35 protein-coding genes and 1 pseudogene are annotated in these 25,924 nt (G+C 34.4%); 3 read left to right on the forward strand and 33 right to left on the reverse strand.

Annotation, left to right across the window (positions count from 1 at the left end):
* Positions 1 to 19 precede the first annotated feature (19 nt).
* Together ACFOOI_RS05390 and ACFOOI_RS05395 are read right to left on the reverse strand one after the other, a co-directional pair.
* A complete protein-coding gene (locus ACFOOI_RS05390; protein ID WP_379835876.1) occupies positions 20 to 925 on the reverse strand; it encodes a ribonuclease Z in 906 nt (301 codons plus the stop codon).
* A 14-nt stretch (positions 926 to 939) separates the two neighbouring features.
* Positions 940 to 1,344: an STAS domain-containing protein gene (locus ACFOOI_RS05395; protein WP_379835878.1), complete on the reverse strand. Its 405-nt coding sequence runs from the start codon at positions 1,342 to 1,344 to the stop codon at positions 940 to 942.
* 258 nt (positions 1,345 to 1,602) lie between these two features.
* Here ACFOOI_RS05395 and glgB point away from each other — a divergent pair, with 258 nt between their 5' ends.
* Positions 1,603 to 3,534, forward strand: coding sequence for a 1,4-alpha-glucan branching protein GlgB (glgB, locus tag ACFOOI_RS05400; RefSeq protein WP_379835880.1), 1,932 nt, complete (start codon positions 1,603 to 1,605; stop codon positions 3,532 to 3,534).
* 30 nt (positions 3,535 to 3,564) lie between these two features.
* On the opposite strand, the gene thrC is transcribed toward glgB, so the two are convergent.
* The 31 genes and pseudogenes from thrC to rplC form a co-directional block, all read right to left on the reverse strand.
* Positions 3,565 to 4,872: a threonine synthase gene (gene thrC / locus ACFOOI_RS05405; RefSeq protein ID WP_379835882.1), complete on the reverse strand. Its 1,308-nt coding sequence runs from the start codon at positions 4,870 to 4,872 to the stop codon at positions 3,565 to 3,567.
* A 6-nt stretch (positions 4,873 to 4,878) separates the two neighbouring features.
* Positions 4,879 to 5,976, reverse strand: a complete 1,098-nt coding sequence (gene carA / locus ACFOOI_RS05410; RefSeq protein WP_379835884.1) for a glutamine-hydrolyzing carbamoyl-phosphate synthase small subunit — start codon at positions 5,974 to 5,976, stop codon at positions 4,879 to 4,881.
* A 244-nt stretch (positions 5,977 to 6,220) separates the two neighbouring features.
* A complete protein-coding gene (gene rplQ / locus ACFOOI_RS05415; RefSeq protein WP_379835886.1) occupies positions 6,221 to 6,772 on the reverse strand; it encodes a 50S ribosomal protein L17 in 552 nt (183 codons plus the stop codon).
* A gap of 104 nt (positions 6,773 to 6,876) precedes the next feature.
* Positions 6,877 to 7,866, reverse strand: coding sequence for a DNA-directed RNA polymerase subunit alpha (locus ACFOOI_RS05420; RefSeq protein ID WP_379835888.1), 990 nt, complete (start codon positions 7,864 to 7,866; stop codon positions 6,877 to 6,879).
* 96 nt (positions 7,867 to 7,962) lie between these two features.
* Positions 7,963 to 8,568: a 30S ribosomal protein S4 gene (rpsD, locus tag ACFOOI_RS05425; protein ID WP_379835890.1), complete on the reverse strand. Its 606-nt coding sequence runs from the start codon at positions 8,566 to 8,568 to the stop codon at positions 7,963 to 7,965.
* A gap of 73 nt (positions 8,569 to 8,641) precedes the next feature.
* Positions 8,642 to 9,037 (reverse strand): 30S ribosomal protein S11, encoded by a 396-nt coding sequence (gene rpsK / locus ACFOOI_RS05430; RefSeq protein ID WP_379835892.1) that lies wholly within the window; start codon positions 9,035 to 9,037, stop codon positions 8,642 to 8,644.
* Positions 9,038 to 9,099: 62 nt separating this feature from the next.
* The gene (rpsM, locus tag ACFOOI_RS05435) at positions 9,100 to 9,474 is read right to left on the reverse strand and encodes a 30S ribosomal protein S13 (protein WP_379835894.1); all 375 of its coding nucleotides are present in this window, start codon (positions 9,472 to 9,474) and stop codon (positions 9,100 to 9,102) included.
* A 5-nt stretch (positions 9,475 to 9,479) separates the two neighbouring features.
* A complete protein-coding gene (gene rpmJ, locus ACFOOI_RS05440; RefSeq protein WP_379835896.1) occupies positions 9,480 to 9,596 on the reverse strand; it encodes a 50S ribosomal protein L36 in 117 nt (38 codons plus the stop codon).
* A 29-nt stretch (positions 9,597 to 9,625) separates the two neighbouring features.
* Entirely contained in the window at positions 9,626 to 9,844 is a 219-nt protein-coding gene (gene infA / locus ACFOOI_RS05445; RefSeq protein ID WP_379835898.1) for a translation initiation factor IF-1, read from the reverse strand.
* A gap of 2 nt (positions 9,845 to 9,846) precedes the next feature.
* Entirely contained in the window at positions 9,847 to 10,653 is an 807-nt protein-coding gene (gene map, locus ACFOOI_RS05450; protein WP_379835900.1) for a type I methionyl aminopeptidase, read from the reverse strand.
* A 6-nt stretch (positions 10,654 to 10,659) separates the two neighbouring features.
* Positions 10,660 to 11,985 (reverse strand): preprotein translocase subunit SecY, encoded by a 1,326-nt coding sequence (secY, locus tag ACFOOI_RS05455; RefSeq protein ID WP_379835902.1) that lies wholly within the window; start codon positions 11,983 to 11,985, stop codon positions 10,660 to 10,662.
* Positions 11,986 to 12,350: 365 nt separating this feature from the next.
* Positions 12,351 to 12,788: pseudogene (rplO, locus tag ACFOOI_RS05460) on the reverse strand (50S ribosomal protein L15); the annotation flags it as partial.
* 43 nt (positions 12,789 to 12,831) lie between these two features.
* A complete protein-coding gene (gene rpmD, locus ACFOOI_RS05465; RefSeq protein WP_379835904.1) occupies positions 12,832 to 13,011 on the reverse strand; it encodes a 50S ribosomal protein L30 in 180 nt (59 codons plus the stop codon).
* A gap of 21 nt (positions 13,012 to 13,032) precedes the next feature.
* Entirely contained in the window at positions 13,033 to 13,536 is a 504-nt protein-coding gene (gene rpsE, locus ACFOOI_RS05470; RefSeq protein ID WP_379835906.1) for a 30S ribosomal protein S5, read from the reverse strand.
* Between the two features lie 10 nt (positions 13,537 to 13,546).
* Positions 13,547 to 13,894: a 50S ribosomal protein L18 gene (gene rplR / locus ACFOOI_RS05475; RefSeq protein ID WP_379835908.1), complete on the reverse strand. Its 348-nt coding sequence runs from the start codon at positions 13,892 to 13,894 to the stop codon at positions 13,547 to 13,549.
* A gap of 26 nt (positions 13,895 to 13,920) precedes the next feature.
* Positions 13,921 to 14,478, reverse strand: coding sequence for a 50S ribosomal protein L6 (rplF, locus tag ACFOOI_RS05480; protein WP_379835910.1), 558 nt, complete (start codon positions 14,476 to 14,478; stop codon positions 13,921 to 13,923).
* A gap of 44 nt (positions 14,479 to 14,522) precedes the next feature.
* Complete coding sequence (gene rpsH, locus ACFOOI_RS05485) at positions 14,523 to 14,924, reverse strand: 30S ribosomal protein S8 (protein WP_379835912.1); 402 nt, start codon at positions 14,922 to 14,924, stop codon at positions 14,523 to 14,525.
* Positions 14,925 to 15,038: 114 nt separating this feature from the next.
* Positions 15,039 to 15,308 (reverse strand): 30S ribosomal protein S14, encoded by a 270-nt coding sequence (gene rpsN / locus ACFOOI_RS05490; protein ID WP_379835914.1) that lies wholly within the window; start codon positions 15,306 to 15,308, stop codon positions 15,039 to 15,041.
* A 20-nt stretch (positions 15,309 to 15,328) separates the two neighbouring features.
* Positions 15,329 to 15,877, reverse strand: a complete 549-nt coding sequence (rplE, locus tag ACFOOI_RS05495; protein ID WP_379835916.1) for a 50S ribosomal protein L5 — start codon at positions 15,875 to 15,877, stop codon at positions 15,329 to 15,331.
* A gap of 37 nt (positions 15,878 to 15,914) precedes the next feature.
* Positions 15,915 to 16,253, reverse strand: a complete 339-nt coding sequence (rplX, locus tag ACFOOI_RS05500; protein WP_379835918.1) for a 50S ribosomal protein L24 — start codon at positions 16,251 to 16,253, stop codon at positions 15,915 to 15,917.
* Positions 16,254 to 16,282: 29 nt separating this feature from the next.
* Positions 16,283 to 16,651 carry a 50S ribosomal protein L14 gene (gene rplN, locus ACFOOI_RS05505; protein ID WP_379835920.1) on the reverse strand — a complete coding sequence of 123 codons (369 nt, stop codon included), beginning with the start codon at positions 16,649 to 16,651 and terminating at the stop codon, positions 16,283 to 16,285.
* Between the two features lie 39 nt (positions 16,652 to 16,690).
* Complete coding sequence (rpsQ, locus tag ACFOOI_RS05510) at positions 16,691 to 16,945, reverse strand: 30S ribosomal protein S17 (protein WP_379835922.1); 255 nt, start codon at positions 16,943 to 16,945, stop codon at positions 16,691 to 16,693.
* Between the two features lie 51 nt (positions 16,946 to 16,996).
* Positions 16,997 to 17,179: a 50S ribosomal protein L29 gene (gene rpmC, locus ACFOOI_RS05515; protein ID WP_379835924.1), complete on the reverse strand. Its 183-nt coding sequence runs from the start codon at positions 17,177 to 17,179 to the stop codon at positions 16,997 to 16,999.
* Between the two features lie 30 nt (positions 17,180 to 17,209).
* The gene (gene rplP, locus ACFOOI_RS05520) at positions 17,210 to 17,629 is read right to left on the reverse strand and encodes a 50S ribosomal protein L16 (RefSeq protein WP_379835926.1); all 420 of its coding nucleotides are present in this window, start codon (positions 17,627 to 17,629) and stop codon (positions 17,210 to 17,212) included.
* Positions 17,630 to 17,662: 33 nt separating this feature from the next.
* A complete protein-coding gene (gene rpsC / locus ACFOOI_RS05525) occupies positions 17,663 to 18,448 on the reverse strand; it encodes a 30S ribosomal protein S3 (protein WP_379835928.1) in 786 nt (261 codons plus the stop codon).
* Positions 18,449 to 18,504: 56 nt separating this feature from the next.
* Complete coding sequence (gene rplV / locus ACFOOI_RS05530; protein WP_379835930.1) at positions 18,505 to 18,870, reverse strand: 50S ribosomal protein L22; 366 nt, start codon at positions 18,868 to 18,870, stop codon at positions 18,505 to 18,507.
* Positions 18,871 to 18,906: 36 nt separating this feature from the next.
* Positions 18,907 to 19,185 (reverse strand): 30S ribosomal protein S19, encoded by a 279-nt coding sequence (gene rpsS / locus ACFOOI_RS05535; protein WP_379835932.1) that lies wholly within the window; start codon positions 19,183 to 19,185, stop codon positions 18,907 to 18,909.
* Between the two features lie 8 nt (positions 19,186 to 19,193).
* Positions 19,194 to 20,018 carry a 50S ribosomal protein L2 gene (rplB, locus tag ACFOOI_RS05540; RefSeq protein WP_379835934.1) on the reverse strand — a complete coding sequence of 275 codons (825 nt, stop codon included), beginning with the start codon at positions 20,016 to 20,018 and terminating at the stop codon, positions 19,194 to 19,196.
* Positions 20,019 to 20,075: 57 nt separating this feature from the next.
* A complete protein-coding gene (gene rplW, locus ACFOOI_RS05545; protein WP_379835936.1) occupies positions 20,076 to 20,363 on the reverse strand; it encodes a 50S ribosomal protein L23 in 288 nt (95 codons plus the stop codon).
* A gap of 12 nt (positions 20,364 to 20,375) precedes the next feature.
* Entirely contained in the window at positions 20,376 to 21,005 is a 630-nt protein-coding gene (gene rplD, locus ACFOOI_RS05550) for a 50S ribosomal protein L4 (RefSeq protein WP_379835938.1), read from the reverse strand.
* Between the two features lie 44 nt (positions 21,006 to 21,049).
* Entirely contained in the window at positions 21,050 to 21,667 is a 618-nt protein-coding gene (rplC, locus tag ACFOOI_RS05555) for a 50S ribosomal protein L3 (protein ID WP_379835940.1), read from the reverse strand.
* A gap of 715 nt (positions 21,668 to 22,382) precedes the next feature.
* On the opposite strand from rplC, the gene ACFOOI_RS05560 reads away from it, so the two are divergent.
* On the forward strand, positions 22,383 to 23,429 hold the full coding sequence (locus ACFOOI_RS05560) for an agmatine deiminase family protein (protein ID WP_379835942.1): 1,047 nt from the start codon (positions 22,383 to 22,385) through the stop codon (positions 23,427 to 23,429).
* Positions 23,430 to 23,593: 164 nt separating this feature from the next.
* Positions 23,594 to 25,924, forward strand: a complete 2,331-nt coding sequence (locus tag ACFOOI_RS05565) for a peptidylprolyl isomerase (RefSeq protein ID WP_379835944.1) — start codon at positions 23,594 to 23,596, stop codon at positions 25,922 to 25,924.

The following is a 25,924-nucleotide window of genomic DNA, read 5'->3' on the forward strand; positions in this document are numbered from 1 at the left end:
AAATAATTATATTTTTTAGTTAAATTATATAATTATCACCCTCTTTTGAGAGATTAACGGCATCAAAATGAATATTTGCTTCTTGTAAGTGAGAATCGGTGGTTTTGTACCGGGACGAATAATGGCCAATAATTAACTGTTTAGCGTTCGCTAAATTTGCAATTTGAGCCGCTTGAGAGGCTGTAGAATGAAACGTTTGTTGTGCACGCTGCTCATGTTCGTCTAAAAATGTGGCTTCATGATAAACCAAATCAGCGTTTTTAATGTATTCGACTATCCCGGTATCAAAAATAGTATCCGAACAGTACGCTATCTTTTTTTCGGGTTCGCCATCTACAGTGTGATTCTTATTTAAGAAAACCTCGCCTGTTAACTCATTCGTTACATCAAGGCCGTCTTTTAGGAGTTTATAATATGGTAAAGGGAAGTTTTCGGGTAAACTTTCTCTGATGACTTTTCTTTTAGACGCTTTTTTTGTGATTAAAAAACCAGTACATGGTACTCTATGCTTTAATGGAAAACTCTCAATTTTAAAAGTTTCAGTATCTAAAACCAGATTAAAAGTATCACTCTGAGTCTCAATAAAACTAAGTTCGAAATTTAATATTGTATTTGAATACTTGAACTGAAGTATCAAAATTTCATTAAGTCCTTTAGGGCCAATAATAGTCAAGGGGTCTTTTCTCTTATTTAGATTTAAAGAAGAAATAAGCCCCACAAGACCAAAATAATGATCGCCATGAAGGTGACTTATCATTATATACTTTAGTCTACTAACTTTTATTTTATGTTCTAATATCCTGAATTGAGTACCCTCGCCGCAATCTATCAAAAATAATACTTGATCGATTGTTAAGAAAAAAGCAGAAGGATTTCTATCTAACTGGGGAGTGGCAGAACCTGTACCTAATATTTTAAATTCCAATATATTATTTTTGATTAATAATCTGATTCGGCTTCAAAACCAAAATCATCTTCTTGTTCGTCTTTAAAATCATTTTCTAATTCATTCATAAAAACGGCGTCGATGGCTTCTTCCACACTAGGAAGTATCAAAATAAACTCTTGAGATCTATTTGCGATATCATCCATTAAGCTATCGTCTTGAGAAACCAACACCCACAGTCCTGATTCGTCTTTTGTGATTTTTTGAACTTTCTGCAGAAGTTTAATGCCAGCATCTGAAATGGAAGTTACATTCTTTAAGTCCAATATAAAATTTATCATGCCTGTGGTAGCATATAATACTGCAATACTTTTCTCCATTTGAGCCCCAATATTTTCGTCAAGAACTGCCGAATTAGGAGTATAGATTACATATTTTTCGTTTTTCGTAATTTCCATTTGAAATATTAGATTGATGAAAGGAACAAATTCCTGAAATATTTTTTTCACAAAAGTAAGGGATAGTATTCATATCTACGAGAATGACTTAAAAAAGGTGTTGTAAAAACCATGAATACCTACATTAAACTACATAGTAATTAGACATGTTTATATTTTTTCTAAAAAAAACATAAACATTAATGTAAAAAATATAAAATAGATGAGATAATTCTTATTTTTGAGCATAATGAAATTATAAAAAATTCGCTAACCTATATGAGCAAAAATAAACTAACAGAAAAACCTACTGAATTTCAAAATGTTGAGGCTTATTCATTACTGTCCGATTTTGATATTGGCCTATTTATGTCTGGAAAACATTATAAGCTATATGAAAAACTCGGCTCGCATGTAGTTAAAAACCAAGAGGTTCTAGGAACTTATTTTGCTGTTTGGGCCCCTAATGCCGAAACCGTTAGCGTAATAGGAGATTTTAATGGATGGAATAAAACCTCCCACCAACTATTTCCTAGGTGGGATTCTTCGGGAATTTGGGAAGGGTGGATTTCTAACATCGGAAATGGCGAGGTATATAAATATGCAATAAAATCAAAAATAGGTGGCCAAGAACTTGAAAAAGGGGATCCTTTTGCTTTAAGATGGGAAGAATCACCAAAAACGGCATCGGTTGTTTGGGATACTTGGTACGAATGGGACGATAGCGACTGGATGTCTAAACGTAAAAAGGCAAATAGTCTTGACGCCCCAATGTCAGTTTATGAGATTCACCTGGGTTCATGGAAAAGAGACCCTTCAAATAATGATAGAAGACTTGGATATAGAGAAATAGCAGACACATTGGTGCCATATATAAAGGAAATGGGCTTTACACATGTAGAGTTTATGCCTATAATGCAACACCCTTATGAGCCATCATGGGGCTATCAAATCACTGGATACTTTGCAGCGAGTAGTCGTTTTGGCACTCCTCAGGACTTTATGTATTTGGTAGAACAACTACACAAAAACGACATTGGAGTATTGTTAGATTGGGTACCTTCGCATTATCCCGGCGATGCCAACGGCATTTATAGGTTTGATGGTTCGGCCCTTTATGAGCACGAAGACCCAAGAGAAGGGTATCATCCAGATTGGAAATCATATATCTTTAATTATGGTAGATATGAGGTTCGGTCATTTTTGATTTCTAATGCTTTGTTTTGGTTAGATAGATTCCACGCAGATGGTTTAAGAGTAGATGCAGTGGCTTCTATGCTTTATAGAGATTATTCTAGAAACGATGGCGAATGGATACCAAATATGTTTGGTGGCAGAGAAAACTTAGAGGTAATTTCTTTATTTAAAGAATTGAATGAAGAGATTTACAAAAACTACCCCGATGTACAAACTATAGCTGAGGAATCAACGGCGTTTCCGGGAGTAACTAAGCCTACCTATTTGAATGGCTTAGGTTTTGGCATGAAATGGATGATGGGCTGGATGAACGATACTTTGAGGTATTTTGCTAAAGACCCCATGCACAGAAAATGGCACCAAGATGATTTGACATTCTCAACAGTATATGCATTCTCGGAAAACTTTATGCTTCCGCTTTCTCACGATGAAGTGGTTTATGGTAAAAACTCGCTTTTAAATAAAATGCCGGGCGATGAATGGCAAAAATTTGCGAACCTTAGACTTTTATATACATACATGTTTACACACCCCGGCACTAAACTGCTATTTATGGGAGGAGAATTTGGTCAGGCTGAGGAATGGAATTTTTTAAACAGTCTAGATTGGCATTTATTAGAATATGACAACCACAAAGGTATAAGTAATTTGGTGAAAGAAATAAACCATATTTATAAATCAGAGCCGGCCCTTTATGACAAACAATTTAGCCCAGAAGGTTTTGCGTGGTTAGATACCACAGATAGAGAAAACTGCGTGGTTTACTACCAAAGAAAAGGTTTAGATGAAAATGTTTTGATAATTCTAAACTTGACGCCAGTACCAAGACCTGGATATAGAATTGGGGTTCCAGAAAATAAAACTTACAAAGAAATTTTCAATTCAGACAAATCAGAATTCTGGGGTTCAGGAATTTCGAATACAAAAATAAAAACTGAAAAAATCACTTCTCATGGACAAGCACAATCTATCGAGATTTCGCTTCCACCACTCGGTGCTATCATATTGAAATAAACAAAAAAGGAGAGCTTAGCTCTCCTTTTTTTATATTAAATTCTGTAGTAAATATTCTTTAAATTCATCGTAGGAAGCTTTTATTTCTGAAGAGCTTTTTTCTAAGCCAATTAGATCGCTTAGCCTTTTTGGAATTTGAGGGGTGTATCCCAATACCTTTTCCATATCAGGTAAAAACTTTGCAAAGTGAGCAGTAGATAGAAATACGCCTATACTCCCACTATTCTCCGTTGAATATTTCTTAAGTCCTAAATAAGCAATAGCTGTATGTGGGCAAGCTAAATAATCAAATTTCTCTTTGAGTTCTTTGATACCATCTTTGGTCTCCCCGTCTGTAAAATAACACCCCTTTATAGAACTACGAAATTGATTGATATCATTATTAAATATCGACTCCATTCTTGGGAAATTACTCGGATTACCAACATCCATAGCATTTGAAATAGTTGAAATAGAAGGAGAGATTGGTAAATACTCCCCAGATTCAATAAAACTAGGAACCACTTTATTAACATTGGTAGCCGCAATAAATGTCTTCACTGGCATTCTCATTTTTTGAGCAATAAGCCCAGCAGTTAAATTACCAAAGTTACCCGATGGTACTGAAAATACTATATCTTTTCCTAAGCCTTTTAGCCTTGAATAAGCATAAACATAATAAAATGACTGTGGAATTAACCTAGCTATGTTAATTGAGTTTGCAGAAGCAAGGCCAAACTTACTCTTTAAATCTAAATCTAAAAAGGCTTGTTTAACCAAAGCCTGACAATCGTCAAAAGTGCCATCCACTTCTAATGCAGAAATATTTCCTCCTAAAGTAGTCAATTGCTTTTCTTGAATTTCACTTACTTTTCCTTTCGGATATAGAATGGTTACTGAAATATTTGCCTTATTATAAAATCCTTGAGCCACAGCACCTCCAGTATCGCCAGAAGTAGCTACCAAAATATTTAATTTTTGATCAGATTTCCTTAAAAAATATGACATAATAGATGCCATAAACCTTGCTCCAAAGTCTTTAAAAGCCATTGATGAACCATGGAACAGTTCTAAACAAAATAGGCTTTCGTTTAACTTTGCTAATGGTGCATCAAAAGTTATCGCTTCATCAATTATCTGTTGAATCACATCGTCAGACAAATCATCTTTAAAAAATGCTTTCGTAATTTCAAATGCAATTTTTTGAATCGACATCCCCTCTACTTTATCCCAAAACTCACTAGATAAAACAGGAATAGATTCCGGCATATATAAGCCATTATCAGGAGGCAAACCTTGAAATATTGCTTCTTCAAAAGTAACTAAAGGACTTGCTTTTTTTGTACTGAATAATTTCATTTCTAATTACATCATACTTACAAACTGATCAAACAAATAAACCGAATCGTGAGGACCAGGAGCCGCTTCTGGGTGATATTGCACAGAAAAAGCTGGTTTATTTAACAATCTTATACCTTCAATTGTATTGTCATTAAGGTTGATATGCGTAACCTCAACTTCAGGATTATTTTGAGCATCCTCAGGTATTACTGCAAAACCATGATTCTGTGATGTAATTTCGCATTTCCCTGTAACTAAGTTTTTAACAGGATGATTTAACCCTCTATGCCCATTGTGCATTTTGTAAGTCCCGATACCTACTGATCTACCCAAAAGTTGATGGCCTAAACAAATACCAAACAAAGGCTTATTTGTCTCTAACAACTCCTTAATAGTATCAACTGCATAATCCATAGCACTAGGATCACCAGGGCCATTGGAAATAAAATATCCATTGGCATTCCAATCTAATATTTCAGAAACTGGGGTTTTTGCATTAAAAACTTTTACATAACAATCTCTGTCAACAAAATTTCTTAGAATATTTCTTTTACAACCATAATCAATAACAGCTAACCGTTTTGTGGCAGTTTCTTCTCCTAAAAAATATGGTTCCTCAGTACTCACAAGTGAACTTAACTCTAGGCCTTCCATAGAAGGACATTCGTTTAATTGTTTCTGAAGAGCATCAATATCAAAATTCTCTGAAGAGATTAAACAGTTCATAACACCAGCATCTCTAATGTGTCTAACGATTTCTCGTGTATCTACATCAGAAATACCGACTATTCCAGCATTAACAAAATAATCTTGAAGAGAAGAGTCTGCGGTAAATCTAGAATAATTTTTATCTGCAAATTCATTACAGATCATACCTTTGATTTTGATACTTGACGATTCTTCTTCAGTATCAAACTTAACTCCATAGTTTCCTATATGAGCAGTAGTATTGATTACAATTTGGCCAAAATAAGATGGATCTGTATAGATCTCTTGGTAACCGGTCATACCAGTATTAAAACAGATTTCACCTGTGGTAGTACCAATTTTACCTAAAGCTTTGCCTTTGAAAACAGTGCCATCTTGAAGTAATAAAATGGCGTCTTGAGAAGATAGATTCATGAAGAGTTTTATTTTCCGATTACAAATGATTATCGGAGCACAAAGTTAGGCTATTTTTATTAGCATCCACATAATAATTTAAAAATGATGTTTATTATTGTCTGAAATTAAAAAAAGCCCTATTAAAATATTGAAAAAACACTCTTAGTCAAAATAAACACTTTAATCCAAAATATTATTATTTTCAAAAAAAAGAACATAAAAAAAGGGGCTAAAGCCCCTTTTTTTCTAAGATTTTCAGAAATTATTTAGTTTCTTCTTCGCCTTCAGCTGGTGTTTCAGTTTCAGGAGCAACCTCTTCAGTTGCAACTTCTTCTACTACTTCAACTGCAGATTCGCCTTCGTTAACTACTTCAGAAACAGTTTTCTTAGACTTACTTCTTCTAGATCTTTTAGCATTTCCTTCTTCTTCAGTTGGAGCAGAAGCCAATAGATTTTCGTTGAAATCAACAAGTTCAATTAACGCCATTTCAGCATTATCTCCTTGTCTTTGACCTAATTTAATGATTCTAGTGTAACCACCGTTACGCTCAGCCACTTTTTCAGCAATTTCACCAAAAAGAGATTTGATACTCTCTTTGTCTTGAAGATATGAAAAGACAACTCTTCTAGAGTGTGTATTATCTAATTTAGCCTTTGTAATAAGAGGCTCAACATACATTCTTAAAGCTTTCGCTTTAGCTACTGTAGTTTCAATTCTCTTAAATTTTACCAAAGAATTTGCTAAATTCGATAACAAAGCATCTCTGTGAGATTTTGTTCTTCCTAAATGATTTACTTTTTTTCCGTGTCTCATGTTTGTAAAATTCGTAAGTAACGGTTAAGACTTCTTCCGCACAAAAGTGCCTCACCTATTACGATTAAAAAATATTAATAATTATTTATGCGATTATCTTAAACTCAATCTTCGTCTAGCTTGTATTTAGCTACATCCATTCCAAAATGAAGTTGCTTATCAGCTATCAGCTGCTCAAGTTCTGTAAGAGATTTCTTACCGAAGTTTCTAAATTTCATCATATCTGCAACTTCTAGTCTTGCAAGATCACCCAACGTTCTGATATCCGCAGATTTCAGACAGTTATAGGCTCTCACTGAAAGATCTAGATCTTGAAGAGAAGTTTTTAGAAGTTTTCTCATGTGTAAGAACTCTTCATCAACCATATTATCTTCCTCATCTTTCTTAGAGTCAAACACCATGTTTTCATCTGTAAATTTAAGGAAGTGTTGAATTAAAATATGAGAAGCTTCTTGCAAAGCCTTCTCAGGGTGGATAGACCCGTCTGTTTTAATTTCTAAAAGTAATTTCTCGTAATCAGTTCTCTGTTCAACTCTAGTGTTTTCTACACTGAATTTAACATTTTTAACTGGTGTATATATTGAATCAATAGAAATAAAACCAATAGGAAGATCACCTACTTTGTGCTCTTCGCTTGGAACATATCCTCTACCTTTATCAACTATAATCTCGAACTCAATTTCTTTCTTAGAATCTAATCTGGCGATGACCAAATCAGGATTTAAAACCTCAAAACATGAAGTGAACTTACTGATTTCACCAGCAGTTAATTCTGTTTGATTTTTTACTTTAACGGTAATCTTATTATCAACATAATCCGAAATTTTCTTAAATCTAACTTGCTTTAAATTTAAAACTATTTCAGTTACGTCATCCACAACACCTTCAATCGAAGAAAATTCGTGAAGAACACCAGGAAACCTTACCGCAGTAATAGCAAAACCTTCTAAAGAAGAAAGCAATATACGACGAAGAGCATTACCTATAGTTACTCCATATCCTTTTTCGAGGGGTTTAAACTCAAAAAATCCATGAAAGTCGTCCGCTTTTTCCATCACGACTTTATCGGGCATTTGAAATGCTAAAATTGACATACTGTGCTGTATATTTTCGTTAACGAAATAACTCTGGGATTATCCCAAAAGTATATATGTGAAATACCACTCTCGAAAACGAGAGTGGTAAAGTATTTATTTGTTATACAATTCGACGATTGCCTGATCATTAAAGTTCTCAGGAACTTGATCTCTATCTGGGTAATTTACAAAAACACCCGTCATATCAGCATTGTTAAATTCTATCCAAGCGTACTTTTTAGATGAATTAGCACCTACACTGGTGATAACTGCTTCAAGAGCTTTTGACTTCTCTCTAACACCTACAGTTTGACCTGGCTTAATCAGTATTGAAGGAATATTAACTATTTCTCCATCTACAGTTATATGTTTGTGGGTTGCAAGTTGTCTTGCAGCTCTTCTTGTAGGAGCAATACCCATTCTATACACTATGTTGTCTAATCTAGACTCACATAATTGTATTAAGTTTTCACCAGTTTGACCTGGCCTTACAGAAGCTAATTGGAAAATTCTTGCGAATTGACGCTCTAGCATTCCATAAGTATATTTCATTTTCTGCTTCTCTTGAAGTTGCAGAGCATATTCAGATTTTTTACCTCTTCTACCTCTTCCGTGTTGACCAGGAGGATAGTTTTTCTTTTGTAATGCTTTGCTTGGTCCCATTACTGGTTCTCCAAACTTTCTTGAAATCTTCGATCTCGGACCTGTGTATCTTGCCATTATTAATAAATAAAAAATTAAAACAAATCGTTAGCCCCAATGTCCAAACTAAGATTTGTATAAAAATATAAAATTATACTCTTCTTCTTTTAGGAGGTCTACATCCATTATGAGGAAGTGGAGTAACATCAAAAATATTACCTACTTCAATTCCTACATTTTGAACAGTTCTCATAGCACTTTCTCTACCAGAACCAGGACCTTTAACAAAAATATCTGCTTTACGCATTCCTAAATCATATGCTACTTGACATGCACTTTGTGCTGCCATCTGAGCTGCATATGGAGTGTTCTTTTTAGAGCCTCTAAAACCCATTTTACCAGCAGATCCCCAAGAAATAACTTGTCCAGAACTGTTAGTTACAGAGATAATGATATTGTTGAATGAAGCTTTGATATGAACATGTCCATATGATTCAACAACTACTACTCTTTTTTTTGCTTTGTCTTTTCTTTTAGCTTGAGCCATTTTTACAAAAATTCTTTGATTAAGGCGGTTTAACAAATATTAAACCCTGATCAGTAAATCAATTACTTAGTAGCTTTTTTCTTGTTAGCTATAGTCTTACGTTTACCTTTTCTTGTTCTTGAGTTATTTTTAGTTCTTTGACCACGAAGAGGAAGACCTTTTCTGTGTCTCAAACCACGGTAGCAACCGATATCCATAAGACGTTTGATGCTTAATTGCACCTCTGATCTTAAAGCACCTTCTACCTTAACTTCATTTGTAATGACAGCACGAATTGCATTCGCTTCATCATCTGACCACTCTCCAGCTTTTTTGTCTAGAGAAATGTTAGCTTCTTGCAAAATTTTTCTTGCAGTGCTACGACCTATACCGTAAATATAGGTAAGAGAAATTTCACCTCTCTTTTTGTCCGGAATATCAACACCTGAGATCCTCATAAATATTAACCTTGTCTTTGTTTAAATTTAGGATTTTTCTTATTAATGACGTAAATTTTACCATTACGTCTGATAACTTTACAGTCTACACTACGTTTTTTAACTGATGCTTTAACTTTCATTTTAATTAGTATTAAATATTAACAACCGATTATTTATATCGGTAAGTAATTCTTGCTTTTGACAAATCATATGGAGACATTTCAAGTTTAACTTTATCTCCAGGCAAAATTCTAATATAGTTCATTCTCATCTTACCTGAAATATGAGCAATAACTTCATGCTTATTTTCTAATTCTACTCTAAACATAGCATTAGAAAGGGCTTCCACTATAATTCCGTCAACTTGTATATTTGCTTGCTTAGCCATTTTTATAAAACTTCTTGGTTATTATTTACCAAAACTTCTTCAATATATTCAAAAGTTGTTAAAACTTCACAACCATTCTTTGAAACAATAACTGTATGCTCAAAATGGGCCGCAGGTAAACGATCTTCTGTTCTTATAGTCCAATTATCATCTTCTTGAACAACAAAACGCTTTCCTAATGTTATCATAGGTTCAATGGCTATTACCATTCCTGTTTGAAGCTTCGGACCATTACCTCTTCTACCAAAATTAGGAACTTCAGGAGCTTCATGAAGACTTCGGCCAACACCATGACCTACTAATTCTCTTACTACACCATAACCTAAATTTTCTGTAAAGTTTTGAATCGCATAACTTACGTCACCAATTCTATTACCTGGTTTTACCATTTCAATCCCTTTGTAAAGAGAGGCCTTAGTATCCTTAAGCAATTTATTAACTTTAGGATCTACATTACCTATCATGTAGGTATATGCACTATCGGCATGATAACCGTTTTTATAAACTCCACAATCTATAGAAATAACATCACCATCTTTGAGCTCTCTATTGCTAGGAATACCGTGAACAACAACTTCGTTAACTGAAATACAAAGAGTAGCCGGAAAACCGTTGTAATTTTTAAAAGATGGTTTACCACCACAATCTAAAATATATTGTTCTGCGATTTTATCAAGATCTTTAGTTTTAACACCAGGCTTCAAAACTTTAGCAACTTCTGCATGAGCTTTACCCAATATTACACCATTATCCTTAATAATTTGAGCATCGTCTTCAGACTTTAGATAAATGATTCTTTTTTCAGACATTCCTTATTAGTTTCCTACTACTGAAGTTTGACGACCCTCTATCCTACCTGATTCCATCAATCCTTCATACTTCTTCATTAATAAATAACTTTCAACTTGTTGAAGTGTATCTAAAACAACACCTACTAAAATCAAAAGTGAAGTACCTCCAAAGAATGATGCAAACATTTGAGTCATTCCAAATAAACTAGCAATAGCTGGGAAAATTGCAATTGCAGCTAAAAGAAAACTACCCGGTAAAGTTATTCTATCTAATATTTGAGCTACATAATCCGAGGTAGGCTGACCAGGTTTTATACCAGGTATGAAACCACCACCACGTTTCATATCATCCGCAATTTGATTAGGATTGATAGAGATTGCAGTATAGAAAAATGTAAATGCTATAATTAATACAAGATATAACAAATTGTATTGCCACGAAGTTGGATCTGAAAAAATAGTATTTATATTTTGAGCAGTGTCACTTTTATCAGCAAACAACGATGCTACAAAGGCGGGAATAAACATTAATGCTTGACCGAAAATTATCGGCATAACACCTGAAATATTCAACTTAAGTGGCAAATATTGTCTTTGACCCGTTACAGTTTTATTACCAACAATTTGTTTTGCATATTGAACAGGAACACGTCTGACAGCTTGGGTCATTGCTACTGCAAAGATTATTACTAGGAACAAAGCAACTAATTCAAGGATGAAAAATAATATCTCACCATTTGAACCTCTTGCATTTCCTTCACCGATAATCGCACCAGGAAACCTAGAAACGATACCAATCATAATAATCATCGAGATACCGTTACCTATACCCTTTTCGGTAATACGCTCACCCAACCACATACTCATCATAGTACCGGCTACCAACATAATAACACCAGATATGTAAAACAAGGGTTGGTTAATTGTTATTGCATCTGTAGGAATTGTAGTTTTTAAGTAAGTAAAACCTTGCGTCGCAGTAACGGCAATAGTTAACCATCTTGTAATTTGATTCAATTTTCTTCTACCTGATTCACCTTCTTTCTGTAATTTAGAAAAATATGGTAAAGCTAAACCTAATAACTGAATCGCAATGGAAGCAGAGATATATGGCATGATACCTAGAGCCATGATGGAAGCATTACTAAATGCTCCACCGACTAAGGTATCTAAAAGGCCAAGTAAACCATTTCCACTCGTTAAATCTTGAAGCTTTGAAGGGTCAACACCAGGTAAAACAATATAAGATCCTAATCTAAAAATAGCAATAATTGATATAGTGGCCAGAATACGATTTCTAAGCTCCTCTATGGACCAAATATTTTTTAAAGTGTTTATTAATTTCTTCATTTTTTAAATAGGAATGTTAATTATTACTCTGGACGACCTCCGTTAAGCTTGTCTTGTAGTTCTTTTAACTCATCCCATTTTCCATCAGCAGCTAACTGAGCTTGTTGGCCCCAAGTTGCAGGATTATGAGAAGCAAAATTACTACCCGCCTCAGCTAAAATATCAGAGATACTTTGAGCCTCAGTAACAGCAAGTTTAGCAAAAGTATCAATTCCAGCAGATATTAACAAATCTGCTATTTTAGGACCAACACCTTCAATTAATTTTAAATCATCACCTTTGGCAGCCTTTTTAACAGCCTTAGGTTTGGCAGTTTCAGTTGTAGTTTCAGAAACCTCTATAGATTTAGTTCCTTTTTCAAAAACAATTGCTTTACCACCTGCTTTCTCGATTGCCTCAACAGCAGTTTTAGAGAATGCATTTACTTGTACAGTAACAGCAGAAGAAATTTCTCCTCTACCTAATATCTTAACTAAATCAAACTTAGCGATAAGTCCGTTTTTATTTAAGAAATCTAAAGTAATTGTGTTAGCTCCAGTTTTTTCAACTAAAGCTTGTAAAGTGTCAAGGTTAATACCTTTATACTCTACTCTATTGATATTATTAAAACCAAACTTAGGAACACGACGTTGTAAAGGCATTTGACCACCTTCAAAACCTCTTTTGCTACTATATCCAGATCTAGATTTAGCACCCTTGTGACCTCTTTTAGCAGTACCACCGCCTCCAGAACCTTGACCTCTACCTAATCTATCGTTATTTCTTACCGCACCGGCGGCCGGTCTCAAATTTTCTAATTTCATTGTAATTTATTTTTTCGCAGCTTTCGCCACTCGGGTTACCCTATTAACAATTTTCTACTTTAACCAAATGGCTGATTTTTCTAACCATACCTTCGATAGCAGGATTAACATCCTTTTCTACAGATTTACCTATTTTAGTTAGACCCAATGCTTCCATTGTAAGTTTTTGTCTTTTTGGTCTATCAATTAGGCTTCTAACTTGCGTAATTTTAATTTTTGACATTGTATTAAATTAATGCTACAATTAGCCGTTAAAAACTTTATTTAATTTGATACCTCTTTGCATAGAAACTTCATGCGGTGCTCTCATTTTAACTAAAGCGTCAATAGTTGCTTTAACCACGTTATGTGGATTAGAAGAACCTTTTGACTTAGCTAATACATTGTGAACTCCAGCAGCCTCAAGAACAGCACGCATCGCACCACCTGCGATAACACCTGTACCGGCAGCAGCTGGTTTTACAAATACAAAACCACCTGAATATTTACCTTCCATTTCGTGAGGAACCGTACCATTTATGATCGGAACGTTCACAAGATTTTTACGAGCATCTTCAATTGCTTTCGCTATTGCGTCAGTAACTTCATTTGCTTTACCTAAACCTTGACCAACAGCCCCTTGTCCGTCTCCTAAAACCACTATCGCTGAAAAGCTAAATCTACGTCCACCTTTCACCACTTTAGCAACTCTATTAATAGCTACAACTCTTTCTTTGAGTTCTGATTCGTTTACTTTTATTGCTTTCATTTAAAAAAAATTAAAAGTTAAGTCCAGCTGATCTTGCACCATCTGCTAAAGCCTTAACATTGCCATGATATAGATAACCATTTCTATCAAAAACACATGCTGTAATTCCAGCTTCAAGAGCTTTTTTACCAATACCCTCTCCAACTGATTTAGAATTGTTAACATTTAATGTATTCAAACCTAACTCTAAACTAGACATTGCAGCTAAAGTTTTACCTGATAAATCATCTATCAATTGAGCATATATACCTGAGTTACTACGGAATACAGTTAATCTTGGACGCTCTGCAGTGCCCTTAACTTTCTTCCTAACTCTCCATTTTATTTTTTGTCTTCTTAGAGACTTAACATTTGACATAATGAATAATGTTATAATTTTCTTAATTATTTCTTACCAGCAGTCTTACCAGCTTTTCTTCTGATAACCTCACCCACAAACTTAATACCTTTACCTTTATATGGCTCAGATTTACGTAGTGATTTAAGCTTAGCAGCTACTAAACCAATTAGTTGCTTATCTATTCCTTGTAAAGTAACAATAGGATTCTTACCTTTCTCCATTTTAGTCTCTACCTTAATTTCGGCAGGAACTACAAAGAATATATTGTGTGAATAACCTAAAGACAAATCAATAACATTACCGTTATTAGTGGCTTTGTAACCCACACCGACAAGTTCTAAATCTTTTTTATACCCAGTATGAACTCCTTCTATAAGATTGCTAAGAAGTGTTCTAGATAACCCATGAAGAGCTTTGTGTCTTTTTTGCTCTGATGGTCTTGTTACAGTTAGTATACCATCTTCAACTGTGATTCCTAATTCAGAATCAATTTTTTGTGATAGTTTCCCTAAAGAACCCGTTGCTGTAACTAAATTGTTTTTACCAATCTCAATTGAAACTCCAGCTGGTAGAGTGATTGGCTTTTTACCTATTCTTGACATTATTATACGTTTAAGGCTCTTAACGAGCGGTCAACAAAAAAAAATTAATAAACAAAACAAAGAACCTCACCACCAACGTTTAGAGTTCTTGCTTCTTTATCTGTTATCACTCCTTTAGAAGTAGATAAAATAGCAATACCTAATCCATTAAGTACTCTTGGTAATTCAGTGTTTTTAACATACTTCCTAAGACCAGGCTTAGAAACCCTTGTTAAACTAACTATTGCCGATTTCTTTGTAAGAGAATTATACTTCAAAGCAATTTTGATGATACCTTGGGTAGCATTGTCTTCGAATTTATAACTGGCAATATAGCCTTTCTCATATAACAAAACGGTAAGCTCTTTCTTCAAGTTTGAAGCTGGAATTTCGACAACTCTGTGTCTTGCGTTAATAGCATTTCTGATTCTTGTTAAAAAATCTGCTATTGGATCCGTTGTAATCATCTTAAAATTTTAATATATTTTGGATACCTTAAGCCAACATTGAACAGTATCACAGGCGTGACTTACTCAACTGGGCTGCAAAGATAGTAATTCTAAATTAGAAAAAAAAATAAATTACCAAGAAGATTTGGTAACACCTGGAATATAACCTGAATTTGCCATTTCTCTGAAGGTAACACGGTTAATTCCAAACTTTCTCATATATCCCTTAGGTCTTCCAGTCAATTTACATCTATTATGTAATCTAACTGCTGAAGAGTTTTTAGGAAGGGCATCTAAACCTTTCCAGTCTTGAGCTTCTTTTAATGCTGCTCTTTTATCAGCATATCTCGCCACAAGTCTTTCTCTTTTTCTTTCTCTAGCTTTAATCGACTCTTTTGCCATCGCTCTATTTTATTGCTTGATTATTTATTTTTATTTACAAAAGGCATACCTAAAGCTTTTAAAAGCTCGTAGCTTTCGGCATCAGTTTTTGCATTTGTTACAAAAGTGATGTCCATACCTTGAATCTTACTGATCTTGTCAATTGAAATTTCAGGGAAAATGATTTGCTCAGTCACACCAAATGTGTAATTTCCTCTACCATCAAAACCTTTATCTGAAATACCTTTGAAGTCACGAACACGCGGAAGAGCAACAGTAGTCAATCTATCCATAAATTCGTACATAATCTCAGAACGAAGTGTAACTTTAGCACCAATAGGCATTCCTTCTCTTAACTTAAAATTTGAGACTGCTTTCTTAGATATGGTAGCTACTGCTCTTTGTCCTGTAATAGTTGAAAGTTCTTCTACACTGCTATCAACAAGTTTCTTGTCGCCTGTTGCAGCTCCAACTCCTCTGTTAACAACAATCTTTAATAACTTAGGTACCTGCATGATAGATTTGTATTGACCTTTTTCCATCAATGCCGGTATAATTTCTTTATTGTATTTTTCTTTTAACCTTGCCATTGTAATAAAGTGGATTACCGACCCACATTTAAATTATTTATAAAAACTTACCTGAAGCTTTAGAAAATCTTTGAAGCTTACCAGCCTCGTTTAATTTTCTACCAATTCTAGATGCTTTACCTGTAGATGGATCTACAACCATAACATTAGAAATATGAATTGTTCCCTCAGTTTCTTTGATTTCTCCTTGTGGGTTTTGAGCACTAGGTTTGATATGTTTCTTTATCATACTTGCACCTTCAACAATCACGCGGTTTTTCTTAACCAAAACCTCAAGAACTTTACCTGTTTTACCTTTTGAATTTCCAGCGATAACTTGTACAGTATCACCCGACTTCACGTGTAATTTAGGTTGTTTGTTAAATTTCCTTTCCATTATTCTATTTAATTAAAATATCGCTATTCTTAGAGTACTTCCGGAGCAAGCGATACAATTTTCATGAATTGTTTTTCTCTAAGCTCTCTTGCCACAGGCCCAAAAATCCTGGTACCTCTTGGCTCATTTTGGTTGTTTAATAAAACTACTGCGTTTTCCTCAAAACGAATATAAGAACCATCTTTTCTTCTTACTTCTTTTTTCGTTCTAACCACAACTGCTTTTGAAACTGTACCTTTCTTCATATTTGAAGACGAGAGAGCCTGCTTAACTGTTACTACTACCTTATCTCCGATAGAAGCATATCTTTTTTTTGTACCACCCAATACTCGGATTACCAAAACCTCTTTGGCTCCACTATTGTCGGCAACGTTTGCTCTTGATTCTTGCTGTAACATTATACTTTGCTATTAACTTTTTGTTAAACTATGATCAGATTATTTGGCTCTTTCTAGAACTTCTACCAATCTCCAATTCTTATTCTTACTTAAAGGTCTTGTTTCGCTGATTTTTACAGTATCACCAATACCTGCATCGTTGTTCTCATCATGAAACATAAACTTTTTAGTTTTAAGCATGAATTTACCATACTTAGGGTGTTTCACTTTACGAACAACTTGAATTACACCAGATTTGTCCATCTTGTTGCTGGTAACAACTCCTATTCGTTCTTTTCTTACTTGTCTTTCCATTTGGATAAATATTAATGGTTTAAAACCATACAATTTGGTAATGAGATTTTACTATCTGCAATTTATTTCAGTTGAAAGTCTTGCGATATTTTTCCTAGTTTCAGTGATTCTTTTAGGATTTTCAATAGGTGTAATCGCATGAGCAAATTTCAATTTTACCAATCTATCTTTTTCCTCAGAAATCTGTTGCTTTAACTGCTCCACAGTAAAACTACTTAAATCATTTTTTTTCATCTTCTTATCTAATTTGAAGTGTTTTAAAATCTATGCTTCAAAGTCTCTACGCACTACAAACTTTGTTTTAACTGGCAATTTTTGTGCAGCAAGTCTAAGAGCTTCTTTAGCTACTTCAAGTGAAACACCTGTAGCTTCAAACAATACTGTACCGGGATAAATATTTGCAACCCAATATTCAGGAGCACCTTTACCTTTACCCATCCTTACTTCTAAAGGCTTTTTTGTAATAGGATTATCAGGGAAAATACGAATCCAAACTTGGCCTTCACGTTTCATAGCACGTGTAACACCAATACGGGCTGCTTCTATTTGTCTTGCAGTAATTCTACCTGGTTCTAAACTTTTTATTGCAAATGAACCAAAGGCAATTTCGTGACCTCTACTCGCAATTCCTTTTATTCTTCCCTTCTGCTTTTTACGAAATTTCGTTCTTTTCGGTTGTAACATAATTAAAACGTTTAAGGCATAATGCCATTAAAATTAATTCTTTCTTTGGCCACCTGGTTTACCACCATTGCCTCTCTTTCTTTTGTTTCTGTCACCATCTTCTTCTCTGCGTCCTTTACCGAAGCCTCCACCAGAAGGTTTCTTGCTATCTGCAGATTCTGTGGCTAAAGCCGCGACAGATGTAAGATCTCTTTTTCCATAGACTTCGCCTTTGAAAATCCAAACCTTAATACCGATAAGTCCGTAAACAGTTAACGACTCTGATACAGCGTAATCAATATCAGCTCTTAATGTATGAAGTGGAATTCTACCTTCTTTGTACATTTCAGAACGAGCCATCTCAGCTCCACCCAAACGACCTGACAACTTAATCTTGATTCCTTGAGCACCTACACGCATAGCACTTTGAATTGCTTGCTTCATTGCTCTACGGAAGGCAATTCTAGCTCTCAATTGTTGAGCGATAGTTTCACCGACTAATTTGGCATCTATTTCAGGTCTTTTTATTTCAAATATATTAATTTGAACATCTTTTTTTGTAAGTTTTTTAAGCTCTTCTCTTAGCTTATCAACTTCGCTACCCGCTTTACCTATCACAACTCCCGGTCTTGCGGTGTGTATAGTAAGGGTAATTCTTTTTAAGGTTCTTTCGATTACAACTCTAGAAACCGAACCTTTAGGGATACGAGCACCGATATACTTTCTGATTTTATCATCTTCAACAAGTTTATCTGCAAAGCTTTTACCGCCGTACCAATTCGATTCCCAGCCTCTAATATAGCCTAATCTAAAACCTACAGGATTTACTTTTTGTCCCATTTTATCTAATTAAAATATTATTCAATTTTTGATTTCCGATAAGTATTACTACTTAATTAATCTTGAGCTTTAACTTCTTGTTCTAGGCTATCTACAACTACCACGATATGCTGAGAGCGTTTTCTAACTCTATATGCTCTACCTTGAGGTGCAGGACGAAGTCTTTTTAGCATACGACCACCATTAATCATGATCGTTTTAACATACAAGTCTGCTTCTTCAATTTTGGCGTCTTCGTTTTTGTTCTGCCAGTTTGCTATAGCTGACATAAGCACCTTTTTAATAACTGGTGCCGCCTGCTGAGGCTGAAAAGAGAGTATTCCTAAGGCTTGATTAACCTTTTTACCTCTGATCAAATCGGCCACCAATCTTGCTTTTCTTGGCGACGTCGGAAAATCATTTAATTTTGCTACTGCTTCCATTTTATTTCTTATTACAAGAGAGATCCTCTCTGAAGATTATCTTTTACCTTTATCTTTTTTGTTAACGTGGCCTCTGAAGTTTCTAGTGGGTGCAAATTCACCCAACTTGTGACCTACCATGTTATCTGTTACATAAACAGGAATAAATTTATTTCCGTTGTGAACAGCAAATGTATGTCCAATAAACTCAGGGATTATCATCGATCTACGAGACCAAGTCTTGATAACAGATTTCTTACCTGAATCTTCCATTACAACGACCTTATTTTCAAGTCTAAAGTCTACGTAAGGTCCTTTTTTTAGCGAACGAGCCATTTATAAATTTATTTAGTTCTACGTGATACAATTAATCTATTTGAATACTTTTTCTTCGATCTTGTTTTCTTGCCTTTTGCAATTAAACCATTTCTAGATCTTGGATGACCTCCAGATGCACGGCCTTCCCCTCCACCCATAGGGTGATCAACTGGGTTCATAGCTACACCTCTTACTCTTGGAGTAACACCTAACCATCTCTTTCTACCTGCTTTACCAAGTCTAACGTTCATGTGATCTGGATTGGATACAGAACCAACTGTAGCAATACAAACTCCAAGAATCATTCTCATTTCGCCAGAAGGCATCTTAAGGGTAACGTATTTCACATCTTTCGCCAATACCTGAGCATAAGTTCCAGCAGAACGTGCTAATTGAGCACCTTTACCAGGAGTTAGTTCGATATTGTGAATGATAGTACCAAGAGGCATGTTTTTCAACATAAGTGCATTTCCAACTTCTGGAGCAACTTTCTCACCCGAAACTATTTTAGCACCTACCTGAAGACCTTGAGGAGCGATAATATATCTTTTCTCTCCATCTTCGTATTTAACAAGTGCAATTCTAGAGGTACGGTTTGGATCGTATTCGATTGTTTGTACTTCAGCAGACATATCAAATTTATCTCTCTTGAAATCAATAATACGGTACCTTCTTTTGTGACCACCACCAATATATCTGGCTGTACGGTGACCTTCGTTGTTTCTACCACCGGTTTTCTTGATAGACGTCGTCAAACTTTTCTCCGGTTTTGATGCCGTAATATCTGAAAAGTCTGGAGCTATTCGGTGTCTTGTCCCTGGCGTAACAGGGTTTAACTTTTTAACTGCCATTTCTAACTAATTTGCAGCCACCTAATGTGGCTATACTTTATAAATTTTTAATTTATTTTACAATTCTGCGTAGAAATCAATCATTTCGCCTGATTTAAGCGATACAATAGCTTTCTTAAAAGTGCTGGTTCTTCCTGAACTCAATTTAGTTTTAGTCATTCTTGACTTTTTCTTACCAAACTGAGTGATAGTAGAAACTTTGTCTACACTTACTCCATACATTTTCTCAATAGCAGCAGCTATTTGAATCTTGTTGGCATCACGCGAAACCTCAAAGGTATATTTACCTTTTGGGTTCATACCTTGTGATTTTTCTGTAATTATTGGTCTTTTTAAAACGATCATTTCCTTAAATTATTAATCTTTCAAAATAGTTTCAAGATGTGATATTGTACTTTCAGCCAATAAGATGGTTTCAGCATTAATCAAATCGTATGTGTTTACTGAGTCCTTCTCAACAACTTTAGTCTTAGGGATATTTCTGCTTGAAAGATAAAGATTGTTTTCATTACCATCAACAACAAAAAGAGTCTTAGATCCACCTAAATTCAAAGCACCTAAAAACTCGATGTAACTCTTAGTTTTTGGAGATTCAAAGCCGAAATCTTCAACAACTACTATCTTACCTTCAGCCGCACGAGCAGAAAGAACAGACATACGAGCTAGCGTTTTAACTTTTTTGTTTAGTTTGAAATCATAATCTCTTGGACGAGGACCGAACACTCTACCACCACCTACATAAATAGGTGCTTTTGCAGAACCGTGTCTAGCACCACCAGAACCTTTTTGACGAAGAAGCTTTTTTGTTGATTTAGAGATCTCAGCTCTTTCTTTCGACTTGTGAGTACCTTGACGCTGATTAGCTAGGTAATGTTTCACATCTAACCATACAACATGTTGGTTAGGCTCAATTGCAAAGATTTCGTCATTAAGCTCTACGCTTTTGCCAGTCTCTTTACCTTCTTTGTTTACTACTTTTAACTTCATTTTAATTAACTATTTTTTCGATGTCGTTAGTTTTCGACCTTTTTTTATTTGTGTAATGTAACTAAAGCGTTTTTAGGACCAGGTACTGAACCTGATACAACGATTAAGTTTTTGTCAGCAAAAACTTTCATCACTTTAAGGTTTTGAATAGTAACATTAGTATTGCCCATTCTACCACCCATTTTAATTCCTTTGAATACTCTTGCAGGATAAGAACACGCACCAATTGATCCTGGGTGTCTTCCTCTATTGTGCTGACCGTGAGTAGACTGTCCTACACCGGCAAACCCATGTCTTTTAACAACACCTTGAAAACCTTTTCCTTTTGTTTTTCCGCTTACATCCAAAAATTCGCCTTCAACAAAAACCTCCTCAACTCGAACTGTGTCGCCAAGAGTGAATTGCTTTTCGAATTCTTTGAACTCTACTAATTTTCTTTTTGGAGTAGTGTTAGCCTTTTTGAAGTGACCCATTAAGGCTTTTGTAGTTCTTTTTTCTTTTTTCTCACCGTATCCTAACTGTACGGCAGAATAACCATCATTTTCTTCTGTCCTGATTTGTGTTACTACACAAGGACCAGCCTCGATAAGTGTACAAGGCACCGCTTCACCATTACTGTAAATGGTAGTCATTCCGATTTTTTTTCCAATAATTCCAGACATAGTCTTTTCTTTAATATAGTCGCTAAATTTAACCAAACTTGAATTGGGCTGCGAAATTACTTATAATCAAGCAGTAATCCAAATTTTAAAACATTATTTTACTAAACACCAGAGGTTGATAAACGAACCAACATGACAAACACTATGAACCCGAAGGTAAGGCTAATTATTTTTTTTGTAGGAATATGCCTTGTTACCTCTTAGTGAACCTATAAAACAAATGCGAATCGAGACTGCCTAAATATTTTTCTCACAGTCAAAATTAAAAGGTTTCGCTATGAAAACGACTACTTTTAATTTATAATTTTGAGATACCTCTGTCGAATCGAGGTGCAAAGATATAAAAAAAACTTATAATAAAAGTTTTTACTTTAATTATTTTGTCAGAATTATTCATTCTAGGAAAAATACTATGTAGTTTTCTTTTTGAGTTTCGAAATATTGAATAAAAACCAACTGGTAAATCTCAAATATTAACACAAAAAAAAAACAGTCGAATTTCGACTGTTTTTAGACTTATCATTTATTCAACCACTCTTATAAAAACCCTTAGGTTTAAAATAGAGACTCTTTAGTCTTGTTTAAATAGAATTGAGACAGATTACTACTTTTAATTTTAGTACCAAATACAAAAGTAATTGTTTTTTTAGAATCGAAAAAACCAAAAAACAAATTATTTTTGCATATTGAAAATAAAGACACGAAATATTCACTTATGATTAATCCAAAAGAGGAAGGCTTTTACTTTCCAGCCGAATGGCATAAACACGAGGCTACCTGGTTAAGTTTTCCAAAAAATACAGATACCTGGGAAGACAGATTTGAAAAGATATACCCCTCCTATTTTAAACTTATAAAGACAATAAGCGAAAGTGAGCAAGTTAGGATAAATGCACATGACTTTGACCTTATTAAACTTATAGAAGAAAAACTAGACTTATATAGTATTGATAGAACTAAAGTAGAATTATTTGCTCATCCTACTAATGATTCTTGGTGCAGAGATCATGGCCCGGCCTTTCTGCTAAATAAAAATGATTCGAGACAATTAATAGTCGATTGGGAATATAACGCATGGGGTGGCAAATATCCACCTTATAATAATGACAATGCTATTCCCGCCGCTATTTCTAAAGCATTGGGTATACCAAGTGTGAAAGCCGGTATCGTAATGGAAGGAGGTTCTGTTGAGTTTAATGGAGTAGGCACAGTTATGACAAGTAAGTCATGTCTGCTAAATAAAAATAGAAATCCACAGCTGAAGCAACAAGAGATAGAAAAATATTTGTGCGATTTTTACGGTGTAGATCAAGTCCTTTGGATTGAAGATGGAATTGTTGGGGATGATACTGATGGCCATATTGACGATACAGTAAGATTTGTAAACAACAATACTGTTTTAACAATGATAGAAAAAGACAGGCTTGATGCAAACTACAATATTCTAAATGAAAATTTAGAAATTCTAAAGAAAATGAAACTCCTAAACGGGGAATCGTTAAATATTGTAGAAATACAAATGCCTGATGCAGTTTATGATCAAGGTGAGCGTTTGCCGGCCAGTTATGCTAACTTTTGTATGACAAATGCCAACGTGATAGTACCCACTTATCGATCAAAATATGATGATGAAGCATTGAATAAAATTCAAATGTGTTTTCCTGAAAGAAAAGTGGTAGGAATAGATTCTACAGATATTATATGGGGGCTTGGAAGCTTTCACTGTTTATCGCAGCAACAGCCTACCAATAAACTTGCTTAAAATTTTAAATAAATTGATTAGTTTTACTGTTAATAGTAAATAGGAGATTTTTGAATTTTCCGAACCATTTAAATTTAAGATTCATTTAGTATTAGAAATGAATCTTATTTGTATTAGTGCTAAATGATTGAAATCATTTTGAAGCATGAATATTGAGAAACACCATGATTAAAAACATATATATAGTTACAGTTCTTTCTTTAACATTACTTTCTTGCGACTTAATAAAAAAAACAACGAGCTTAAAAACTAAAAAAGAGCCTGTTGCAGTTGTACAAGAAACAATTAAAGCTCCGGAACCTGCAATTCAAATTAGCGACCTAGCACTGTTTACAGAAGACCTAGAGTCTGAGTTAAAACGTTCCCCAAATCTTGATTCGGCAGAAAGCCATGACATTATAGATGCCTACATCCAAAGAAAACTTTTGGTAAAGGAAGCTGAAAGTTTAGGCTATTTGGCCGACCCTGAGTTTGAAGAGGAAATTAACACATATAAAAAAATAATTCTTTCAGAATCTCTAATAAATGAGGATTTATTGACGAAACTTCAGAATGAGAGTTTTGAAAATTACAAATATGAGATTAATGCATCTCATATTTTTGTTCCCCTATCCGAGTTTGCATCTGCTGCAGACACACTAGTGCTTTATAATGAACTTTTGAATCTAAAAAAATATGCCAAAGAAAAAGGCAATTTTGAGGTTTTGGCCCAAGAATGGTCAAAAGATTTAAAGACTAGTTCAAAAGGTGGAAATTTAGGTTGGTTTACATCAATGCGGTTGATATACCCGATTGAGAAAGCAGCATTTAGTACCGCAGTAGACTCAATTTCAAACCCGGTAAGATCTGAACTCGGATATCATTTAATTAAAGTAAACGCTAAAAGGCCCAATAGTGGTTTTGTTAAAGTTCAACAAATATTAAAATTCTTGCCTACTTCTAATGAAAAGTCTACCTATGATAGTTTGTATCATTTTATGGACTCGCTTAAAGTCGAAATAGAAAAAGGAAGTAACTTCAATGAAATGTGTTTGAGGTATTCGGATGATTTAAATTCAAAAGAAACTTTTGGAGAACTGCCTGTTTTTGGCATTGGAACCAGAAATGAATCTAATTTTGAGGAAGCTTCATTTGATTTAAAACCAGGGCAGGTATCACCTGTGGTTAGGTCTGCCAGTGCCCTTCATTTAATAAAGTTAATTCAAAAATATCCAGCCTTAAGCAAAGATGAGTTTTTGAAGTCTTTTGAAGAAAAATTCACAACTGACTCAAGAGGTGAGTTTTTGAAAAATAAAAGTTTAGAAAAAATAGCAAAAGACTTAAAACTTAATGTGAATAAAGAGATATTGGAACAATGCCTTACTTATGCTGACAATAATATCTTAACCAGAAACTGGGTTTACAATGGAAGTGAATTGGATAAATTTGTTATTCTTAAAATAGGAAACAAAAACTACTTTGTAAAAGACTTTTTTGATTATGTAATGGACAAGCAAGGGTTTGAGCGATATGCTCCTACCCAAACCGCTTCTCAAGTTTTTAGGATGTTTTTTGATCAGTTTAAAAAGAAAAACTTGATAGAACAAAACGGAAAATCCATCACACAAAACAACAGTGAAATAAATACTTTATTTAATCTTCAAAAAGAAAACCTCCTGATTTCAAAACTTAGAAATGACTTAATTATTACGAAGTCATTAAATGACACTTTAGGGCGAAGGATGTTTTACTTAGCGAATGAAAAAGATTTCGTAAATGAAGAAATGGGTAAAATAAATGTTTTGTCTTTTGCTGACTCTAGTACATATTTACAGTTTGAAAATTACAAAACCACCGAAAAGCCATATAAACTTTTTAGAGGCATTAGGCCCCTATATTTTATCAAAAACGAATACGTATTGAATAATGAAGCCAAAAGAAAGTTGGTTGGGCTGATTTCCATTCTAAATAAAAAACCATATTACAAAGTCGAGATAGGTGGTCACTCAGACATTAATGAAGAAGAACAGATATCTCAGCTAAGAATAAAGGAAATCGTAAACTATTTAGTAGAAAATGGATTACCTTTGACCCGAATTTTGGAGGTTGACTACAAATCAAGCAAATTGGCCGACAGGTTTGACTGGAGTAAAAACCAACGTGTAAGCTTTCAGTTTTTTAGTGATGCCGAAGAGGACCTAGCTCAAATTTTTAACGAAAAGATTCCTGGCTCGATAATTATCATCAAAAACCAAATCAGCAAAAAAGATTTCACTAAGGCTTACCAACAAAATTGGGCAACGCAAGAGTTTACAAAAAACATAGGAGGGCGAATAGAACAAGTAAGTTTAACTTTGATAAAAAAGAACAACTCTAAAAAACCATCAAGTGCAGAAGTGATAGAAGCATACCAGAAATTCTTAGAAAAGGAACTTATAGAAAAATTAAAGACAAAATATTCCGTTAAAGTTGACGAAGATATTACCAACAAAATAATAGAGAAGATAAAAAACTAA

Source organism: Lacihabitans lacunae, assembly GCF_042649125.1.
GTDB classification, from domain to species: domain Bacteria; phylum Bacteroidota; class Bacteroidia; order Cytophagales; family Spirosomataceae; genus Leadbetterella; species Leadbetterella lacunae.

What these genes read in the sequence shown, in the direction of transcription:
- ACFOOI_RS05395 (WP_379835878.1), bottom strand. Translation starts at nt 1,344, where the DNA reads ATGGAAATTACGAAAAACGAAAAATATGTAATCTATACTCCTAATTCG.
- glgB (WP_379835880.1), top strand. Translation starts at nt 1,603, where the DNA reads ATGAGCAAAAATAAACTAACAGAAAAACCTACTGAATTTCAAAATGTT.
- thrC (WP_379835882.1), bottom strand. Translation starts at nt 4,872, where the DNA reads ATGAAATTATTCAGTACAAAAAAAGCAAGTCCTTTAGTTACTTTTGAA.
- carA (WP_379835884.1), bottom strand. Translation starts at nt 5,976, where the DNA reads ATGAATCTATCTTCTCAAGACGCCATTTTATTACTTCAAGATGGCACT.
- rplQ (WP_379835886.1), bottom strand. Translation starts at nt 6,772, where the DNA reads ATGAGACACGGAAAAAAAGTAAATCATTTAGGAAGAACAAAATCTCAC.
- ACFOOI_RS05420 (WP_379835888.1), bottom strand. Translation starts at nt 7,866, where the DNA reads ATGTCAATTTTAGCATTTCAAATGCCCGATAAAGTCGTGATGGAAAAA.
- rpsD (WP_379835890.1), bottom strand. Translation starts at nt 8,568, where the DNA reads ATGGCAAGATACACAGGTCCGAGATCGAAGATTTCAAGAAAGTTTGGA.
- rpsK (WP_379835892.1), bottom strand. Translation starts at nt 9,037, where the DNA reads ATGGCTCAAGCTAAAAGAAAAGACAAAGCAAAAAAAAGAGTAGTAGTT.
- rpsM (WP_379835894.1), bottom strand. Translation starts at nt 9,474, where the DNA reads ATGAGGATCTCAGGTGTTGATATTCCGGACAAAAAGAGAGGTGAAATT.
- rpmJ (WP_379835896.1), bottom strand. Translation starts at nt 9,596, where the DNA reads ATGAAAGTTAAAGCATCAGTTAAAAAACGTAGTGTAGACTGTAAAGTT.
- infA (WP_379835898.1), bottom strand. Translation starts at nt 9,844, where the DNA reads ATGGCTAAGCAAGCAAATATACAAGTTGACGGAATTATAGTGGAAGCC.
- map (WP_379835900.1), bottom strand. Translation starts at nt 10,653, where the DNA reads ATGTCTGAAAAAAGAATCATTTATCTAAAGTCTGAAGACGATGCTCAA.
- secY (WP_379835902.1), bottom strand. Translation starts at nt 11,985, where the DNA reads ATGAAGAAATTAATAAACACTTTAAAAAATATTTGGTCCATAGAGGAG.
- rpmD (WP_379835904.1), bottom strand. Translation starts at nt 13,011, where the DNA reads ATGTCAAAAATTAAAATTACGCAAGTTAGAAGCCTAATTGATAGACCA.
- rpsE (WP_379835906.1), bottom strand. Translation starts at nt 13,536, where the DNA reads ATGAAAGCAATAAAAGTAAACGAATCAGAACTCAAAGAAAGAGTTGTA.
- rplR (WP_379835908.1), bottom strand. Translation starts at nt 13,894, where the DNA reads ATGTCAAATGTTAAGTCTCTAAGAAGACAAAAAATAAAATGGAGAGTT.
- rplF (WP_379835910.1), bottom strand. Translation starts at nt 14,478, where the DNA reads ATGTCAAGAATAGGTAAAAAGCCAATCACTCTACCAGCTGGAGTTTCA.
- rpsH (WP_379835912.1), bottom strand. Translation starts at nt 14,924, where the DNA reads ATGATTACAACGGATCCAATAGCAGATTTTTTAACAAGAATCAGAAAT.
- rpsN (WP_379835914.1), bottom strand. Translation starts at nt 15,308, where the DNA reads ATGGCAAAAGAGTCGATTAAAGCTAGAGAAAGAAAAAGAGAAAGACTT.
- rplE (WP_379835916.1), bottom strand. Translation starts at nt 15,877, where the DNA reads ATGGCAAGGTTAAAAGAAAAATACAATAAAGAAATTATACCGGCATTG.
- rplX (WP_379835918.1), bottom strand. Translation starts at nt 16,253, where the DNA reads ATGGAAAGGAAATTTAACAAACAACCTAAATTACACGTGAAGTCGGGT.
- rplN (WP_379835920.1), bottom strand. Translation starts at nt 16,651, where the DNA reads ATGTTACAGCAAGAATCAAGAGCAAACGTTGCCGACAATAGTGGAGCC.
- rpsQ (WP_379835922.1), bottom strand. Translation starts at nt 16,945, where the DNA reads ATGGAAAGACAAGTAAGAAAAGAACGAATAGGAGTTGTTACCAGCAAC.
- rpmC (WP_379835924.1), bottom strand. Translation starts at nt 17,179, where the DNA reads ATGAAAAAAAATGATTTAAGTAGTTTTACTGTGGAGCAGTTAAAGCAA.
- rplP (WP_379835926.1), bottom strand. Translation starts at nt 17,629, where the DNA reads ATGTTACAACCGAAAAGAACGAAATTTCGTAAAAAGCAGAAGGGAAGA.
- rpsC (WP_379835928.1), bottom strand. Translation starts at nt 18,448, where the DNA reads ATGGGACAAAAAGTAAATCCTGTAGGTTTTAGATTAGGCTATATTAGA.
- rplV (WP_379835930.1), bottom strand. Translation starts at nt 18,870, where the DNA reads ATGGAAGCAGTAGCAAAATTAAATGATTTTCCGACGTCGCCAAGAAAA.
- rpsS (WP_379835932.1), bottom strand. Translation starts at nt 19,185, where the DNA reads ATGGCTCGTTCGCTAAAAAAAGGACCTTACGTAGACTTTAGACTTGAA.
- rplB (WP_379835934.1), bottom strand. Translation starts at nt 20,018, where the DNA reads ATGGCAGTTAAAAAGTTAAACCCTGTTACGCCAGGGACAAGACACCGA.
- rplW (WP_379835936.1), bottom strand. Translation starts at nt 20,363, where the DNA reads ATGATCGTTTTAAAAAGACCAATAATTACAGAAAAATCACAAGGTATG.
- rplD (WP_379835938.1), bottom strand. Translation starts at nt 21,005, where the DNA reads ATGAAGTTAAAAGTAGTAAACAAAGAAGGTAAAGAGACTGGCAAAAGC.
- rplC (WP_379835940.1), bottom strand. Translation starts at nt 21,667, where the DNA reads ATGTCTGGAATTATTGGAAAAAAAATCGGAATGACTACCATTTACAGT.
- ACFOOI_RS05560 (WP_379835942.1), top strand. Translation starts at nt 22,383, where the DNA reads ATGATTAATCCAAAAGAGGAAGGCTTTTACTTTCCAGCCGAATGGCAT.
- ACFOOI_RS05565 (WP_379835944.1), top strand. Translation starts at nt 23,594, where the DNA reads ATGATTAAAAACATATATATAGTTACAGTTCTTTCTTTAACATTACTT.